This window comes from Brevibacterium sp. LAARM3_SD1, assembly GCF_057364765.1.
In genome coordinates this window covers 1-16,361 of record NZ_JBNFOL010000002.1, presented here as the reverse complement: position 1 = coordinate 16,361, position 16,361 = coordinate 1, and the positions used below count along the sequence as shown (strand labels likewise).

11 protein-coding genes and 2 pseudogenes are annotated in these 16,361 nt (G+C 64.1%); 10 read left to right on the top strand and 3 right to left on the bottom strand.

Annotated features, from left to right (window positions below; translation table 11 throughout):
• Positions 1-4 precede the first annotated feature (4 nt).
• From AC2W7L_RS01100 to AC2W7L_RS01065, 8 genes and pseudogenes are all read left to right on the top strand, one after another.
• Entirely contained in the window at positions 5-796 is a 792-nt protein-coding gene (locus AC2W7L_RS01100; RefSeq protein WP_486002880.1) for an ABC transporter ATP-binding protein, read from the top strand.
• A 149-nt stretch (positions 797-945) separates the two neighbouring features.
• Entirely contained in the window at positions 946-1,587 is a 642-nt protein-coding gene (locus AC2W7L_RS01095; RefSeq protein WP_486002879.1) for a TetR/AcrR family transcriptional regulator, read from the top strand.
• A complete protein-coding gene (locus AC2W7L_RS01090; protein WP_039209294.1) occupies positions 1,584-1,943 on the top strand; it encodes an SMR family transporter in 360 nt (119 codons plus the stop codon). Before AC2W7L_RS01095 ends, AC2W7L_RS01090 begins: the two co-directional genes overlap by 4 nt.
• On the top strand, positions 1,940-2,254 hold the full coding sequence (locus AC2W7L_RS01085; protein WP_486002878.1) for a DMT family transporter: 315 nt from the start codon (positions 1,940-1,942) through the stop codon (positions 2,252-2,254). The genes AC2W7L_RS01090 and AC2W7L_RS01085 overlap by 4 nt, the downstream gene beginning before the upstream one ends.
• A gap of 482 nt (positions 2,255-2,736) precedes the next feature.
• Entirely contained in the window at positions 2,737-4,947 is a 2,211-nt protein-coding gene (locus tag AC2W7L_RS01080) for a BCCT family transporter (RefSeq protein WP_486002877.1), read from the top strand.
• Positions 4,944-6,533: a choline-sulfatase gene (gene betC / locus AC2W7L_RS01075; protein WP_098730407.1), complete on the top strand. Its 1,590-nt coding sequence runs from the start codon at positions 4,944-4,946 to the stop codon at positions 6,531-6,533. The genes AC2W7L_RS01080 and betC overlap by 4 nt, the downstream gene beginning before the upstream one ends.
• A 240-nt stretch (positions 6,534-6,773) precedes the next feature.
• Positions 6,774-7,589, top strand: a pseudogene (locus AC2W7L_RS01070) (NAD-dependent epimerase/dehydratase family protein); the annotation flags it as partial.
• 92 nt (positions 7,590-7,681) lie between these two features.
• Positions 7,682-8,173, top strand: a complete 492-nt coding sequence (locus tag AC2W7L_RS01065) for a DUF1731 domain-containing protein (protein ID WP_486003035.1) — start codon at positions 7,682-7,684, stop codon at positions 8,171-8,173.
• 85 nt (positions 8,174-8,258) lie between these two features.
• On the opposite strand, the gene AC2W7L_RS01060 is transcribed toward AC2W7L_RS01065, so the two are convergent.
• Entirely contained in the window at positions 8,259-9,488 is a 1,230-nt protein-coding gene (locus tag AC2W7L_RS01060; protein WP_486002876.1) for a cobalamin-independent methionine synthase II family protein, read from the bottom strand.
• Between the two features lie 1,175 nt (positions 9,489-10,663).
• Between AC2W7L_RS01060 and AC2W7L_RS01055 the strand changes: the two genes are divergently transcribed.
• Positions 10,664-11,200, top strand: a complete 537-nt coding sequence (locus AC2W7L_RS01055; protein WP_486002875.1) for a hypothetical protein — start codon at positions 10,664-10,666, stop codon at positions 11,198-11,200.
• Between the two features lie 226 nt (positions 11,201-11,426).
• Here AC2W7L_RS01055 and purL read toward each other — a convergent pair.
• Positions 11,427-13,809, bottom strand: a pseudogene (gene purL / locus AC2W7L_RS01050) (phosphoribosylformylglycinamidine synthase subunit PurL).
• 208 nt (positions 13,810-14,017) lie between these two features.
• Here purL and trhO point away from each other — a divergent pair.
• Complete coding sequence (gene trhO, locus AC2W7L_RS01045; RefSeq protein WP_486002874.1) at positions 14,018-14,929, top strand: oxygen-dependent tRNA uridine(34) hydroxylase TrhO; 912 nt, start codon at positions 14,018-14,020, stop codon at positions 14,927-14,929.
• Between the two features lie 59 nt (positions 14,930-14,988).
• Here the strand turns inward: trhO and AC2W7L_RS01040 are convergent, their stop codons facing one another.
• Entirely contained in the window at positions 14,989-16,005 is a 1,017-nt protein-coding gene (locus AC2W7L_RS01040; protein ID WP_486002873.1) for an epimerase, read from the bottom strand.
• Positions 16,006-16,361: the final 356 nt, after the last annotated feature.

The window sequence follows — 16,361 nt, the reverse complement described above, 5'->3', positions numbered from 1 at the left end:
ACCCATGCTCAAGATCGACAACATCTCCAAAACGTTCTTCCCGGGTACCGTCAATGAACGCAAGGCGCTGCAGGGGCTCTCACTCGAGCTCGACGAATCCGACTTCGTCACCGTCATCGGCTCCAACGGCGCCGGAAAGTCGACGCTGCTCAACACCATCTCCGGCCGCCTGCCCATCGACTCCGGTTCGATCACCATCGACGGCGCAGAGGTGTCGCGGATGCCCGAATACAAGCGGGCGAGATACCTGGGCCGAGTCTTCCAGGACCCGATGGCCGGCACCGCTCCGGACCTCACGATCGAGCAGAACCTCTCGCTCGCTCTCAAGCGCGGAAGGCCGCGCGGACTCGGGCGGGGGACCACCTCGGAGCGACGCGAACACTTCAAGGAGGAGCTGGCCACTCTCGAGCTGGGGCTGGAGAACCGGCTGAAGACGAAGGTCGGGCTGCTCTCCGGTGGTCAGCGACAGGCGCTCAGCCTGCTCATGGCCGGATTCACCCAGCCGCGGATCCTGCTGCTCGATGAGCACACCGCCGCCCTCGACCCGCAGCGCGCGGCCCTGGTGTCGGCCCTGACGAAGAAGATCGTCGAAGCCGACGGGCTGACCACGCTCATGGTCACCCACAATATGGAGCAGGCGATCGCACTGGGCAACCGGCTGATCATGATGCACGAGGGACGGATCATCTACCAGGCTTCGGCCGAAGAGAAGAAGGACCTGACCGTCGAAACCCTGCTCGGCGAATTCTCGAAGCTCAAGGGAGCGACTCTGGGCGACCGAGCACTTCTCAACTGAGCGGAGGCTTCGCAAGAAGCCAGGCGAACGCTCGCAGGGAGGCCAGCGGTCTGCAAACCGAGACGAGAGGGCGGTCCGCACCAGCAAGGTGCGGACCGCCCTCTCTTTCGCACTGGGGTACTTTACCAACCGGTTGGTAAAGTTGAGGCATGGCAACTGATGGACGGATGCGAATCCTCGAAGCGGCGAAGGCTCTGGCCGAATCGCACGATTCGGTGCAGGGCGTGACGATCTCGCTCGAGTCGGTCGCGCAGAAGGCGGGGCTGACGAAGCCGGGACTGATGTATCACTTCCCGTCCAAGGAAGCCCTCATGCTCGGGCTCGTCGGCCACGCAGCCGAAGACTGGGCGCAGCGACTGCGCGCACACACCGGCCGCGCGAGTGAGGATCTGACGAGCTTCGAACGGTACCGCGCCTACGTCACCGTGGCCACCACCGCCGAGGTCTCCCGCGCTGACTACTGGATCTTCTCGGATGCGCTCTACCACCCGAAGCTGTCGCGGGCGTGGAGCGAGCACCTCGGCCCGTGGTTCGACACCGCCGGACTCGACCCACGCGAGGTGTCTCTGCTGACCGCGGCCCGGTTCTGCGCCGACGGCGCGTGGATGTCCGAAGCCACCGGAGTGTTCCCCTCCGATGATCTCGCGGCCGTGTGCCGACACGCCCTCGCGCTCATCGATGCCGCCGAGGCGACCAGCGATGCCGCTGAAGTGGCCGGCGCTCCGGCCGAAACAATCAGCGATGCCGCGGAGGGAGCGTCGAATGTCACCGAAACGGAGGTGAGCGAATGAACTCGAAACGGCTGCTGCTGCTCGTCACAGCCATCCTCGCCGAGGTGGCCGCCACCCTGATGCTGCGCGCATCGGTGTCCGATCCCGTGTGGATTCCCGGTGTCGTCGTCCTCTACGCCACAGCCTTCTTCATCCTCGGCCTCACCCAGCGTCTGGGCATGCCGCTCGGTGCCGTCTACGCCACCTGGTCTGCCAGCGGGGTCGCGCTCGTCGCCGTGCTCGGCGTCGTATTCTTCGGTGAGCTCCTGAGCATCGGCGCCATCATCGGGATCGCCCTCATCATCATCGGCGTCATCCTCGTCGAGTCCGGCACTCCCGAAGAGTCCGAGACCGTCGGTGCGGAGGTGACCGAATGAGCTGGCTGTGGTTGGCCCTGTCGATCCTCAGCGAAGTCGCCGGCACCCTGTGCCTGCGTGCAAGCGCCGGACTGCAGCGCAAGATCTGGTTCATCCCTGTGGCGATCAGCTACACCGCGGCCTTCTTCTTCCTCGGCCGCACCCTGGCTGAGGGGATGCCGCTCGGCGTCGCCTATGGTCTGTGGGCGGCCTGCGGAGTCGCCCTGGTCTGCCTGCTCTCCCGCGTGATCTGGAAGGATCCGCTCACACAGAAGGCGCTGCTGGGCATCGGCTTCATCACCGTCGGAGTCATCCTCGTCGAAATCGGCTGACCCGGCCACGCCCGGCTGACCCGGCCACGCCCGGCTGACCCGGCGATACGAGTCTGACACATCCTCGACGAAGCCAATCCGAGAGGGCGCGGCACGATCAGCGGTTCGCCTGTTCGTTGCTGAGAATTTATTGTGAAGCGTCAAGGAAGCTGTTATCGTCCGAAGACATGACCCCTCTCGGATTCGACGACCACCACCGCTGTGGATGGTCGACCCCGAATCGAGAGCGCCCAAGCTGCGGCTTCGCCAATGATTCCTGGGAACCCGTGGCCATCGGCTGGTGGGGTGGCGAGCCCTAGTCACTGATCGCCGATCCGCAGACCTCCTGCCTGATCGACGACCGCCGGCCGGTCGCATCACCTGATTTCCGACGAGTACCCGATGCGCGTTCACGCCATCGGGCCATGATGCGTTTGCCTCCGTGCACGGCACCGATCGATTTCGGCAGCTTCCGCAACAATCGAAAGAGTGTGAACCGACACATGACAGATGACTCCACCCGAACCGACGAACAGGATCCGGGGCCGGATCAGCAGTCCGATTCCACCACCGAGGCGGCTCGCCGTGCACCACGCGAGCGGATCATGGCCGATGCCCGCCGAGTGAGGGACGACGCCAAACGCGTCGGCCGCGAGACCGGGCGCAACCTCGGCCAGTTCGACTACCGCCGCCCGCGGGGTCCCGTAAAGGCCGATCTCGAAGACGCACACGGCCACTACCCGCACGACACCCACCCGATCCTCGTGCCCGGAATCGCCATCGACGAACAGCGGCGCAAGTACTCGCTGGACAAGATCATCTTCGCGATCGCCGGCGGCCTCACCGTCGCCTTCGTCATCTGGGGCATCACCAGCCCCTCCAGCGTCGCCTCCGTTGCTCAGACTGCCTACGATTGGGCCACGCTCAACGTCGGTTGGCTGTTCAACCTCGTCGCGATCATCATCCTCGTCTCCCTGCTCATCCTCGCGTTCTCCTCGTACGGCAAGATCCCCTTGGGCAAGGACGGGGAGAAAGCGGAGTTCAGCACCTTCTCCTGGGTCGCCATGCTCTTCGCCGCGGGCATCGGCATCGGCGTCCTCTTCTTCGGACCGTCCGAGCCCCTGACCTACTTCATCTCACCGCCTCCGCTGACGAATGATCCGGAGACCACCGAGGCGCTCCACGGTGCGATGGCCCAGACCTACTTCCACTGGGGCTTCCACGCCTGGGCGATGTACGCGCTCGTCGGCGGGGCCATCGCCTACGCCGCCTACCGTCGCGGCCGTTCGCTGCTGCTGTCCTCGATCTTCGTCGGCCTCTTCGGCAAACGACAGTCGGAGGGCTTCGCCGGCAAACTCGTCGACATCTTCGCGATCGTCGCCACTCTCTTCGGCACGGCCGCCGCGCTCGGCATCGCAGCCATGCAGATCGGCACCGGAGTGAGCATCGTCTCCGGTGCGGGACCGATGACGAACAATATGCTCGTCATCATCATCCTCGTCCTCACCATCGGCTTCATCATCTCCGCGGTCTCGGGTGTGTCGAAGGGCATCCGCTACCTGTCGAGCATCAACATCGTGCTCACGATCGGCATCGTCGGCATCGTCCTCTTCCTCGGGCCGACCCTGTTCCTGCTCAACCTGCTGCCCTCGGCGCTCATGGAGTACCTCGGGTCGATGTTCGACCTCATGGGCAAGTCCCTGTCCTGGGGCTCCGATACCCAGGAGTTCCAGTCGGTGTGGACCGTCTACTACTGGGCCTGGTGGATCTCCTGGTCGCCTTTCGTCGGCACCTTCATCGCCCGCATCTCGCGCGGGCGCAGCATCCGCCAGTTCATCCTCGGCACCATCTTCATCCCCTCGACGCTGCTCTTCGTCGCCTACGGAATCATGGGCGGAACCTCCATCTCGATGTACCGGTCCGGAGCATCGGGCTTCACCGACAGCATGGAAGCCCCCGAGGTGTTCTTCACCCTCATCGACAACCTTCCGTATGTCGAATGGCTGCCCTTCGTGGCGATCGTCGTGCTCGCGATCTTCTTCATCACCTCCGCGGATTCCGCCTCGGTGGTCATGGGCATGCTCACCAGCCGTGGTGATCAGGAACCGAAGAAGTGGGTCGTCGTGTTCTGGGGCCTGGTGATGTCGGGCATCGCCGTGGTGATGCTCCTCCTCGGCGACGCCAGCGCGCTCGAAGGACTCCAACAGCTCGTCATCGTCACCGCGGTGCCGTTCGCCTTCGTCATGCTCTTCATCATCGTCGCCTGGTTCAAGGAGCTGCGCACGGATCCGCGCGCCCTGCGTCGCCAGTACGCGCTCAACGCGGTGGACAACGCCGTGGTCGCCGGTGCCGATGCCTATGGTGACGACTTTGCCCTCCAGGTCGTGCCCACCGAACCCGGTGACGGCGCGAACGGCGGAATCGATTCCGAGCACGAGGACTACACCGACTGGTACCAGCGCACCGACGAGAACGGCGAACCCGTCGGCTTCGACTACGAAACCGGCGAATGGGCCGACGGTTGGACACCGGACGACGATTCCGCGAACTCAGAGGAATCCTCGTCGACTGAGGAATCCACCGACACCGAGGCGACCGCCGCCTCGACGACCGACGCGGACTCCGGGACCGCCTCGGCGACCGAATCAGACCCGGACCCAGCGAACGATTCCGAAGCCGCAGTCGGCTCCGACCGCAGAGAGGACCGCTCATGACCACCCCGAACATCGTCGTCATCCAAGCCGATCAGATGGCTGCCCAGGCCCTGGGCGCCTATGGTGATGCGGCCGCGCTGACACCGAACATGGATGCCCTGGCTGCCGACGGAGCCGTCTTCGACCGCGCGTACTGCAATACCCCGCTATGCTCGCCGTCGCGGGCATCGATGATGACCGGACGGATGCCCTCGGAGATCGACTGCCTGGACAACGGCGATGACTTCGCGGCCTCCGTGCCGACCTTCGCCCACCGACTGCGCAAGCTCGGCTACCACACCGCGCTGATCGGGCGGATGCACTTCATCGGCCCTGATCAGCACCACGGTTTCGAAGAGCGCCTGACCACCGACGTGTACCCGGCCGACCTCGACATGGTGCCCGACTGGAACCGTCCCCTGGAGCAGAAGCTGCAGTGGTACCACGAGGCCGACCCCGTGTTCACCGCCGGTGCGGCGACCGCGAACGTCCAGCAGGACTTCGACGACGAGGTGATCTTCAAGACCCTGCGTCACCTCAACGACCGCAAGCGCGCGAACCAGGCCGCCGGGAGCGATCAGCCGTTCCTTATGGTCACCTCGTTCATCCACCCCCACGACCCGTACGAGCCGCCGAAGGTCAACTGGGACCGATTCGCCGAGGTGGCCATCCCGGACCCAGCCCATCCCGAGGTTCCCGATCAGGCCGTGGATCCGCACAGCCATCGCCTGCGCACGATGTGCGGCTTCGACGAACGCGAGCCGGGCATCGAGGACGTGCGTCGGGCTCGCCGCGCCTACTATGCGGCGGTCAACTACATCGATGATCACGTTGGGGCGATCCGGCGCAAGCTCGAAGAACTCGACCTGGCGGACAACACTGTCATCATCGTCACGAGCGACCACGGCGACATGCTGGGGGAGAAGGGGCTGTGGTTCAAGATGTCGCCCTACGAGCAGTCCTCCCGCGTCCCGCTCATCATCAACGGACCCGCCGAGGTGATCGCCCCGGGCCGGTATGCGAACCCGGTCAGCCTCGTCGACCTGGCGCCGACCCTGCTCGACATCGCCCAGGGCACGGCCGAGAACTCCGGCTCTTCGAAGGACTCGGCAGACGCGGAGGCAGGGGCCGCCTCGGCGATCGATGAAGGACTGACCGGAACCTCGATGCTCGAGTCCGCGCGTCGGGAAGCCGCCGGCGAAATCGGGCCTGCGGACCGCGACGTCGTCATCGAATACTTCGCAGAGGGCACCTACCGTCCGCAGGTCACGCTGGTCCGCGGCGACCTCAAGCTCACGATCTGCCCGGGCGATCCGGTGCTGCTCTTCGACCTGGCCGCGGACCCCGATGAGCTGGTCAACCGTGCCGAGGATCCGGCCTATGCCCAGCCGCTGCAGGAGATGCGCGAGCAGCTCGAGTCCCGTTACGATCTCGAGCACCTCGAGGAGCATGTGCTCGGTTCGCAGCGCAGCCGCCAGCTCGTCGCCGATGCGCTCAAGGTCGGTCGTGTCCGCCACTGGGACTTCGACCCGGAGCCGGAGCACGGCTACGTGCGCGGAGACTTCTGGTCGGCGTTCCGCTTCGGCAAGATCCCTGCCGCCGACTGACTCGTCGGCTTCTGCAGCGGATCGCGCTGCACTCGCTGGTTCAAAGTGTGGGCGTCCTGATTTCGATCAGGGCGCCCACACTTCTAACCCGCGGAAGCGGAATGCGGACTCCGCCGGGCGGCCCCGGCAGGTCGGCTGGGAGGGTGAGCCGCCTCGGCGAGAACAATTCATGTGGACTTAGGTGAGTTGCGGGTCACATTCTCAGAAACCGGTGGCATCATTCGAGGTAGGAGGGATGCCATGACCATCTTTGAATCGACATCTGAAGTTCCGCTCGGCGCGGAGACCACATTCGATTGGCATGCTCGGCCGGGAGCGCTGACCCGGCTCTCGCCTCACTGGGCGCAGGAGATCGTCGAAGAGAGCTATCCTCCGATCGCCCCGGGCTCGGTGGCGCAGGTGAAGACGAGCGTGCCCGGCACCTACGGTCTCGTGCGACGACCATTCAGCTCCGTGCACTCGGAGGGGCCGTCGCGTTTCTCCTTCGTCGATGAACTGAAGAAGGGTCCGCTGAGCCAGTGGAAGCACACGCACGAGTTCACCTCGGTCGCCGACGGGACGAAGATCGACGACCATATCGAATTCTCCATGGCTCCGCAGGGCTTCGACGTCATCGACCGGGGGCTCACTCACTACCTTGAGGCCACCTTCGACGCCCGCCGCAAGCGGATGCTCATGGACATCGACTTCCTCGAATCCACGAACGCGCCCCTGCTGACGCGGAAGAAGGGCAAGCACATCCTCATCGCCGGCGGCAGCGGAATGATCGGGCGCCAGGTCGCTGCCCTGTTCTCCACTGCCGGTCATTTCGTGCGGCTCCTCGTCCGCGAAACTCCGAAATTTGAGTACGAGGTGCACTGGAATCCGGATCTGGGAATCCTCAACCCACGGGATCTCGCATGGGCGGATGCGGTGGTCCACCTCGGTGGGCGATCCATCGCAACTCGGTTCACCAAACACGCGAAGGACGAGATCTGGTCGTCGCGCATCGACTCGACGAGGCTGCTCGTCGAAACGATGCGCGGTCTGCCCAAGGCCAAGCGGCCCTCGGTCTTCGTCTGTGCCTCCGCGGTCGGCTACTACGGGTCGAAAGCTGACGAACCCGTCGACGAAACCGGACCGGCCGGCGACGGATTCCTCGCCGAGGTATGCCAGAAATGGGAGGAGACTGCGGCCGGTGTCGAGGATGCCGGGATCAGACGAGTGTCGATTCGAACCGGAGTCGTCCTGAGCACCTTGGGTGGTCTGCTCAAACTGCAGGCGCCGCTGTTCCTCGCCGGCGCGGCGGTCGCTTGGGCAGCGGGGAGCAGGCCTTGGCGTGGATCTCCCTGGACGATGTTGCACGGTCGTATGTGCACGCCGTCCTCTATGACTACGTGCGTGGGCCGGTCAATGCCGTTGCCCCGGAGCTCGTCACGCAGGCGGAATTCGCCGAGGCTCTCGCCGGTCACCTGCGCAGGCCCGCGTGGATCCCGACGCCCGGTTTCATCACGGAGATCATGCTCGGACGTGACGGGGCGAAGGAGCTCGCGTTGGCGGATCAGAGAGTGGTGCCGGAGAAGCTGCAGGAGACCGGATACCAGTTCGCCCACCCGACTTTGAGCGACTGCTTCGATGAGGAGCTCGGCGGCGGGGCGTAATACAGAAGTCCCCTCCGTTCGGCGTTAGAGCCGAGCGGAGGGGACAGGTGCTTCTGCTGTTGCTATCTGTTTCTGCAGTGCTGGGTCAGAAGCGCTTCGAGGCGATCTCCGCACCTTCGGTCAGGGACTGCAGCTTCGCGACGGCGATGTCCGGGTGGACGCGGCCGCCCAGGCCGCAGTCGGTGGAGGCGACGACGTTCTCGGGTCCGACGAGCTTGGCGAACCGGCCGATGCGTTCGGCGACGAGCTCGGGATGCTCGACGACATTGGTCGAGTGAGAGACGATTCCGGGGATGATGTACTTGCCCTCGGGCAGCTTCTTCTCTTCCCAGATCCGCCATTCGTGTTCGTGGCGGACGTTCGCGGCTTCGAAAGTGATGCCGGCGGCGTTGATCGAAAGCACCTGGTCGACGATCTCGACGAACGGCAGGTCGGTGACGTGCGGTCCGTGCCACGAGCCCCAACAGGTGTGCACGCGCACCTGCGCCGGGTCGATTCCGCGCAGCGCATGGTTGAGTGCATCGATGCGGACCTGGATGAACGCGCGGTAGTCATCGAAGGACGGTTCCGGGTTGATCTGGTCGAAGTTCTCCGCGAGGGACGGATCGTCGATCTGGACGGTCAGCCCCGCCTCGGTGATGGCGAGATATTCCTCCCGCAGCACATCGGCCCACGCCCAGATGAACTCCTCATCGCTTGAGTAGTACTCGTTGGCGATGCGGGAGGCCGAACCGGGCGACAGGGCGTTGATGTAGCCGGCGCGCTCGTCGTAGCCTGCGGCGGCCAGACCGGCCTTGAGGTTCGCGACATCGCGGTTGACCTGGTCCTGGCCGATGTAGCTGATCGGGCCGGTGGCCTTCGGGAACTGGGGCTGGGTTCCGGTGTCGGTTCCGGCCTTCGGATCCGTGTAGACGTTCGGGAAGAGGTTGCGATCGCGGCGGTCGGGCATGCTCGTGAGCACGATATTGCCCGGGGTCGAACGGTTCGCCGGGATCTCCCAGAGGTCGATATCGTGGAGCTCGAGCCCGCCGGTGCGGGCGAATGAATAGTGCCACCAGGCGCCGTAGTCGAAGTCGGCGGCCATGGCGTGACCGTATTCGCCGTCATTGGGCAGCGAGATGCCGAGGTTCTTCTGGCGCTTGACGAGGTCGGTGACACTGGCAGCGAGGAGTTCATCGAATTCCTGCTCCTGTTCCTGCGACACGGACTCGCCGGCGAGACGGGCGGTGTTCTGTGCCTGCTTGACCTTGTTGGCCTCGATGAGTTCGGGGGTGCGGGGTAAGGATCCTGCGTGGGATGTGCGAATCGTCGCCATGGCTGACTCCTCTTCCTTGTTCGTCGTGTCGTTGTGTCGTTCTTCTGCGCTTCTGAGTCGGCGGCCGCGGAAAGGCTGAAGCCGCATCGTTCTTCTTCAGGCAATCACATTCGCAGTCGTGCATGTGCGATCGGTGTCATGTTAGGTCACGTCGCGGACGGGTCAGGCTGCTATGTCAGACGCCGTTACGCGGGTGTCAGCTTTGCAACGTAATCGAACGCTGCTGTCCGCCGAGAGTTCATAGAGTGAAGACATGAGTTCAACGTGGCCCCAGAGATCCGACCTGAACCGGTCGCTGTCGCACTTGCATGGTGCCGGACGCGTCGGCGCTTGTTCGTCGCCAGACCGCTGGCCGAGAGCGTCACCTGCTGCCCACACAGAATGGTCTACCCGGATTATGCTCTGGGGCTCCCGCTGCCTGATGAGCCTCGCGGTTGCACTCTATATCCTGCCCCCGCTGTTCTCTGCGGCAGTGGCGGCAATCATGCCATTGCTCGTGATCCTGAATGATGCGGCCATGACCGGATTGCGATCTATGGTCATTGTCGTTGGAGCCATGGCACTTGTGCTGGTGGTCAACACCTCGTGGTCTCGAAGAATTCTCGCTGTTGTCCTCTTCGCAATCGGCGATGGTGGATTCTGTTGCTCTCGTTCGTCTGGTCCGCCATCGTCGCTGTGGTCTAGCAGCTGATCTTCTTTGCGATGACGTCGATCGGCGCGCCTCCTCTGCTGATGACGACTGCGGTCGTGGCGGTGTCTCTGACGCTTGTCCTGGGCGGATTCGGCGTCTTCCACCTGTTGGGACGCATCAGAGGGGCTACTGTTCCAGCTTTCGACCTCCGAAGGGAAGTTGCAGGCACTTGCGCGCAAGCACACAGCCGGCCGGCAGTTGCCTACCACGGATCTCATCTGGGAATTCCCGGTGCGTGAGTAGATGCAGATTCGGCTTCTTCCGCGGTCGCAGCCAGTCCCGGGAAACCATCAGCCCGCCGAGGCTGTTTGCTCGCGGGCTGCGAATGCAGGGTGGAACTATGAGCTATTCGCCAGGTGACAAGAGTTCAGTCAGTCAACCTCAGTCCAGCGAGGCTACTCCGGGATGGCTAGCACGATCACTGTTCTGGGCGGCGCTGGTGATCGGGGCGCTGCCGTCACTGGTGTTAGCCCCGGTGCCGCCGTTGTGGGATTCGAACGCAGACATCATATTCTTCATCGTCGGATCGATCCTCTGCACCTGTCTGCGGCTTATCCTCGGTGCCGTCGCCATCCTGCTGGTGAAGAACACAAACTGGGCGCATAGGCTCCTCGGTGCCGGAATCTACCTCCTCGGGTGTACAGCCCTGATGACCACACCTTTGACGTGGATCTTTCTCGCCTCGCTCGGGACCGAAGGCAACGGGGCTCTGCCCGCAATGACCACGATCCAAGGGGCGCTCAGCTCAATCTTCTTGGTGGGGGTATTCTGCGGGTGGAACATCGCTCGCAATCGGCGCTGGTGGCTGCTCGCCATCGCAGTCGTCCTCGGTGCGACAATCGCGCTGTTCGATATGTTCGTCGCCAGACCGCTGGCCGAGAGCGTCACGACCGACGTCATGGCTGCTGTGCTCGTCCAAATGGTCTGGCTTGTACTCACCTTCGCGTGTCTCGGGGTCTTCCACCTGCTTGGCCGCGTGAATGGTGCGACGGCTCCGAAGCCAACTCAGCCTGCCAGCTGATCCGGGCGTTGCAGCTGGTCGAGATAGGTATCAAGAACTGCTTCGACGACGGACGCGGTGTAACGCTCGGGAGCGGCGACTCCGTTATTCGACTACGTCATCATGATGCTGGCCGTCCGGGACGCGGGGCGAATACGAAACGACCCCTCGCCTCGAGCAGACCAATTGACGCTGGTCGTATCGAGGCCGAGGGGTCGTCTCGGCGTCAGTCTTTCGCGGTCGTCGCTCAGACCGCGGTTTCGGTCACTGCCGCAACACTTCCGCCGAACTGGTTGGGCAGGGTGCCCTCGTGGGTCTCCCGCAGCTCGTTGAGGCCGATCGAGAAGTGATCGACGATGTCGAGGCTCGGCTCGGAGTCGCCGGCATCGGTCATGCCGATGCGCACGAACGGGAACCGGCGGGCCGTGCACATGTCCTTGAAGCGGACCTCTTCCGACCGCGGCACGGCCACGATGGCGCGGGCCGTCGATTCGGAGAACAGCGCGGTGAACACGTCGACGCCGTCACGTTCGCACACTTCGTCGAGCCAGATCCGCGCTCCCGTGCCGTAGCGCAGGCAGGACTCGACGAGCGCCTGCGACAGACCGCCTTCGGACAGGTCATGCGCGGCATCGATCATGCCGTCGCGCGAGCAGTTGATGAGGATCTCGCCGAGTTCCCTCTCCGCTGCCGGCCTGTACTGCGGAGGAACCCCGCCGAGGTGGTCGGCCGTGACGTCGGCCCACGCCGATCCGTCGAGCTCAGCCTCGGTGGTGCCGAGCAGGTAGATGGTCTGGCCCGGTTCCTTCCACCCGCTCGGGGTGCGCGGGTGACATCGTCGAAGACGCCGAGCACACCGACGACCGGAGTCGGGTGGATGGCCACTCCGCCGGTCTGGTTGTACAGGGACACATTGCCGCCGGTGACGGGAATGCTCAGATCCTGGCAGGCTTCGGCCAGTCCTTCGACGGCCTGCGCGAACTGCCACATGATCGCCGGATCCTCGGGCGAACCGAAGTTCAGGCAGTCGGTGACCGCACGCGGAATGGCGCCGGAGGTCGTGACATTGCGGTAGGCCTCGGCCAGCGCGAGCTGCGCTCCGCGGGCCGGGTCGAGGAACGTGTAGCGACCGTTGGCATCGGTGGCGATGGCCACGCCCAGTCCGGACTCCTCATCGACTCGGATGACTCCGGCATCGTCGGGGAACGCCTGTGCGGTGTTGCCCTGAACGTACTTGTCGTACTGGGAGGTGATCCACGACTTCGACGCCAGGTTCGGGGAACCGGCGAGCTGCAGCATCGTCGAACGAAGTTCGTCATCGGAGGCAGGCTTTGCCAGGCCCGCGGCTTCGACGGAGTTCGCGGCCACCTCGGCGGTCCATGAGGGCTCGTTCATGGGGCGGTTGTAGACGGGGCCGTCGTGGGCGACGGAGCGCGGTGGCACGTCGACGATGACATCGCCGCGCCATTCGATGATGAGTCGGCCGGTGTCGGTGACCTCGCCGAGCACGGAGGTCTCGACCTCCCACTTGCCGACGATGGCGAGGAACTCCTCGAGCCGATCGGGGCGGACGACGGCCATCATGCGCTCCTGCGACTCCGACATGAGGATCTCCTCAGGGGTCAGCGTCTCGTCGCGCAGCAGCACGTCGTCGAGGGCGATGTGCATTCCGCCGTCGCCGTTGGAGGCCAGCTCCGAGGTGGCGCAGGAGATTCCGGCGGCGCCGAGGTCCTGGATGCCTTCGACGACACCGGCGTGGAAGAGTTCGAGGCAGCATTCGATGAGCACTTTCTCGGCGAAGGGGTCGCCGACCTGCACGGCAGGACGCTTCGACGGCTTCGTATCGTCGAAGGATTCCGAGGCGAGGATCGAGGCTCCGCCGATGCCGTCGCCACCGGTGCGCGCACCGAAGAGGACGACCTTGTTGCCCTTGCCCGAAGCATTGGCCAGACGGATGTCCTCATGGCGCATGACACCGACGGCCAGGGCGTTGACCAGGGGGTTTCCCTGGTAGCTGGGATCGAAAACGTCTCGCCGCCGATGTTGGGCAGGCCCAGCGAGTTGCCGTAGTTGCTGATGCCGGCGACGACACCGTGGAGGACACGGGCGGTGTCCGGGTGGTCGATGCGTCCGAAGCGCAGCTGGTCCATCACGGCAACCGGGCGCGCACCCATGGAGATGATGTCGCGGACGATTCCGCCGACGCCCGTGGCCGCACCCTGGTGGGGTTCGACGAAGCTGGGGCTGTTGTGGCTCTCGACCTTGAACGTCACGGCCCAGCCATCACCGATGTCGACGACGCCGGCGTTCTCGCCGATGCCGACGAGCAGGTGCTTCTTCATGTCGTCGGTGACCTTGTCACCGAACTTCGAGAGGTGGACCTTCGAAGACTTGTACGAGCAGTGCTCGGACCACATGACCGAGTACATCGCCAATTCCGCCGAGGTGGGGCGACGTCCGAGGATCGCCTTGATCTGCTCGTATTCGTCGGCCTTGAGGCCGAGATCGGCGAAGGGCTGGTCGACGTCGGGGTTCGCCGCAGCGAACTCGACCGTCTCCTTGACCTGCTTCGCATTGTCCTGCGCGGAATCGACCTGCGTGGAATCCGCAGAACTGAGGTTTGACGACATGTCCTCTAAGGGGCCCTTTCATACGACACGGCACTCTCGCCCAATCTTAGCCGTGTCCCCACCGCACGGGCGAAGTGCGTCCACGGACAGCCCGCGGACACATGGGGTGGGTCGGGGTGGAGGGACAGGGAACGGACGCGGCCACGGCCGGCGGCCTCGGCGAGGGGAACGGTGGGGAGCATCGGATGACCACAATTAGAATGGGGCCATGGCAACTCCCAAGATCGTCCTGTTCTATGTCTTCACTCCGCTGCCCGACCCCGAGGCGGTCAAGCTGTGGCAGCACACCCTGGCCGAGAGCCTGGGGCTCAAGGGACGGGTCATCGTGTCTAAGGACGGCATCAACGCCACGGTCGGCGGGGACATCTTCGATGTGAAGCAGTACGTTCGGGCGACGAAGTCCTATGCGCCGTTCAAGGGCGCGGACATCAAGTGGTCCAACGGCGAAGGTGACGACTTCCCGCGTCTGAGCGTGAAAGTGCGCGACGAACTCGTCACCTTCGGAACCCCGGACGAGATCACCGTGACAGAAGACGGAGTCCAAGGCGGCGGCCAGCACCTCAAGCCGGGAGCTCTGCACAAACTCCTCGACGAACGCGGTGAAGAGGTCGTCTTCTTCGACGGCCGCAATGCGATGGAAGCGCAGATCGGGAAGTTCCGAGATGCGATCGTCCCCGACACGGACACCACGCGTGACTTCATCGCCGAGATCGAATCCGGCAAATACGACGACCTCAAGGACAAACCCGTCGTCACCTACTGCACCGGCGGAATCCGCTGCGAGGTCCTGTCCGTGCTGATGAAGAACCGCGGATTCGAGGAGGTCTATCAGCTCGATGGCGGCATCGTCCGCTACGGCGAGACCTTCGGCAATTCCGGCTACTGGGACGGCTCCCTCTACGTCTTCGACAAACGCATGCACGTCGAATTCGGTGACAACGTCGAATCGATCGGGCACTGCGTGTCCTGCGACAAGAAGACCCCGGAGTTCGTCAACTGCGCGAACCTCGAGTGCCGCAAGCAGTACCTGCGGTGTGCCGAATGCACGGAGAAGGGTCTGCAGCCCTATTGCGTCGACTGCGTCGAGCAGGGAATCCCCGCCGAGGCGGCCGCCGGCTGAAGCGTGGGGTCGTGCCGTTCCCCGGAGGTGGGGGAGTGCCGTACTGATTCTCTGACACTTCAGCGCAGCAGGTGTTTGGTCGCGGCCTCGATATCGGTCCATCTGAAGTCGAATCCGGCGGCCTCGAGCCGTGAGGGCAGCACCCACCGACTCTTGAGCACGAGTTCTGACTCCTGACGCAGGACGATCATCCCGGTCTCGAGCAGCCACCTGGGCGCCGGAATCCCCACGGGCATACGCACCGCTTTGCGCAGCGCCTTCATGAGCGATCGATTGTCCGAGACCTGCGGGTTCGAGACATTGATCGGGCCGCTGAGCCCCTCATGGTCGTCGATGAACCGGATCGCACGGAGCACGTCCTCGATATGAACCCAACTGAATCGCTGACGACCGTGAGTCGGCGGGTGTCCCCGCCAGATCGTCGGCCCTGACGCTTCCGGTCCGATCCCGCGGTACCGGCGGTGCGGGAACCAACGCCCTTCATGCTGGGCGCCGCCGGCGCCGAACCTGGCCGCAGTGGCCAACATGTTCAATGCAGCTCCGTCACCGAGCACGATCGCCATCCGCAGTGCGACTCTTCTGGTCGCTGGCAGTGACCCGGCAAAGAACTCCTTCTCCCAGGCCTTGGCGATATCGACCGAGAATCCCTCGCCGATATCACCGTCGTCCTCGGTCTGCGGTCGGTCCATCGCATGACGGTAGATCGTGGCCGTGCTCGAATTGATCCACAGACGCGGAGGCGCCGAGGCGGCCGCCACCGCAGCATTGAGAGCGCGGGTCGTGTCGACGCGGGAGTCCCAGATGACCTGTCGGTTCGCATCCGTGTACCGGCACCCGACGCTGCGGCCGGCGAGATTGACGAGCAGGTCGGTGCCGTCGATGAGTTCGGCGATCAGGTCAGGGCGATCCCAGGTGGCATCGGCGGAAGCGGGGGAGCGGCCGACCGTTCTGGTCGTGTACCCCCGAGTGCTCAGTGCTTTGAGCAGCTCTCCGCCGATGAAGCCCGATGCTCCTGCGACAACGGCGATCGGAGCCTGGGCCTTATTCAGCGATGTGTCTGCGGGTTCGATGCTCATAAACGGACGCTAACACCAGCATCGACGGGGACTGCTGTTGAGGTTCGGAAACCATGTGGTGGGTGTCACGTGGGGAAAGTTGGTTTTGGATTTGCGTGGTCGGGTTTGCCTGGTCTAGAGTTATATCTCGTTGCCCCGCCGGAAACAACGTCGACAAGACAGAGTTTCCACCGGGTCTGACCAGGACAAACACGGTTTGATCCAAGCGTCAGGACACCGGGTGGGTGACACATAATAGGAACTGATACCCCCAGTGAACACGCTCGTTTTTTCGGGTGGTGGTGATGGGTGTGTGTTTGTGGTTTGAGAATCCAATAGCGTGTTTGTTTGAACAAGTTGTGATGCCAGAACATTTA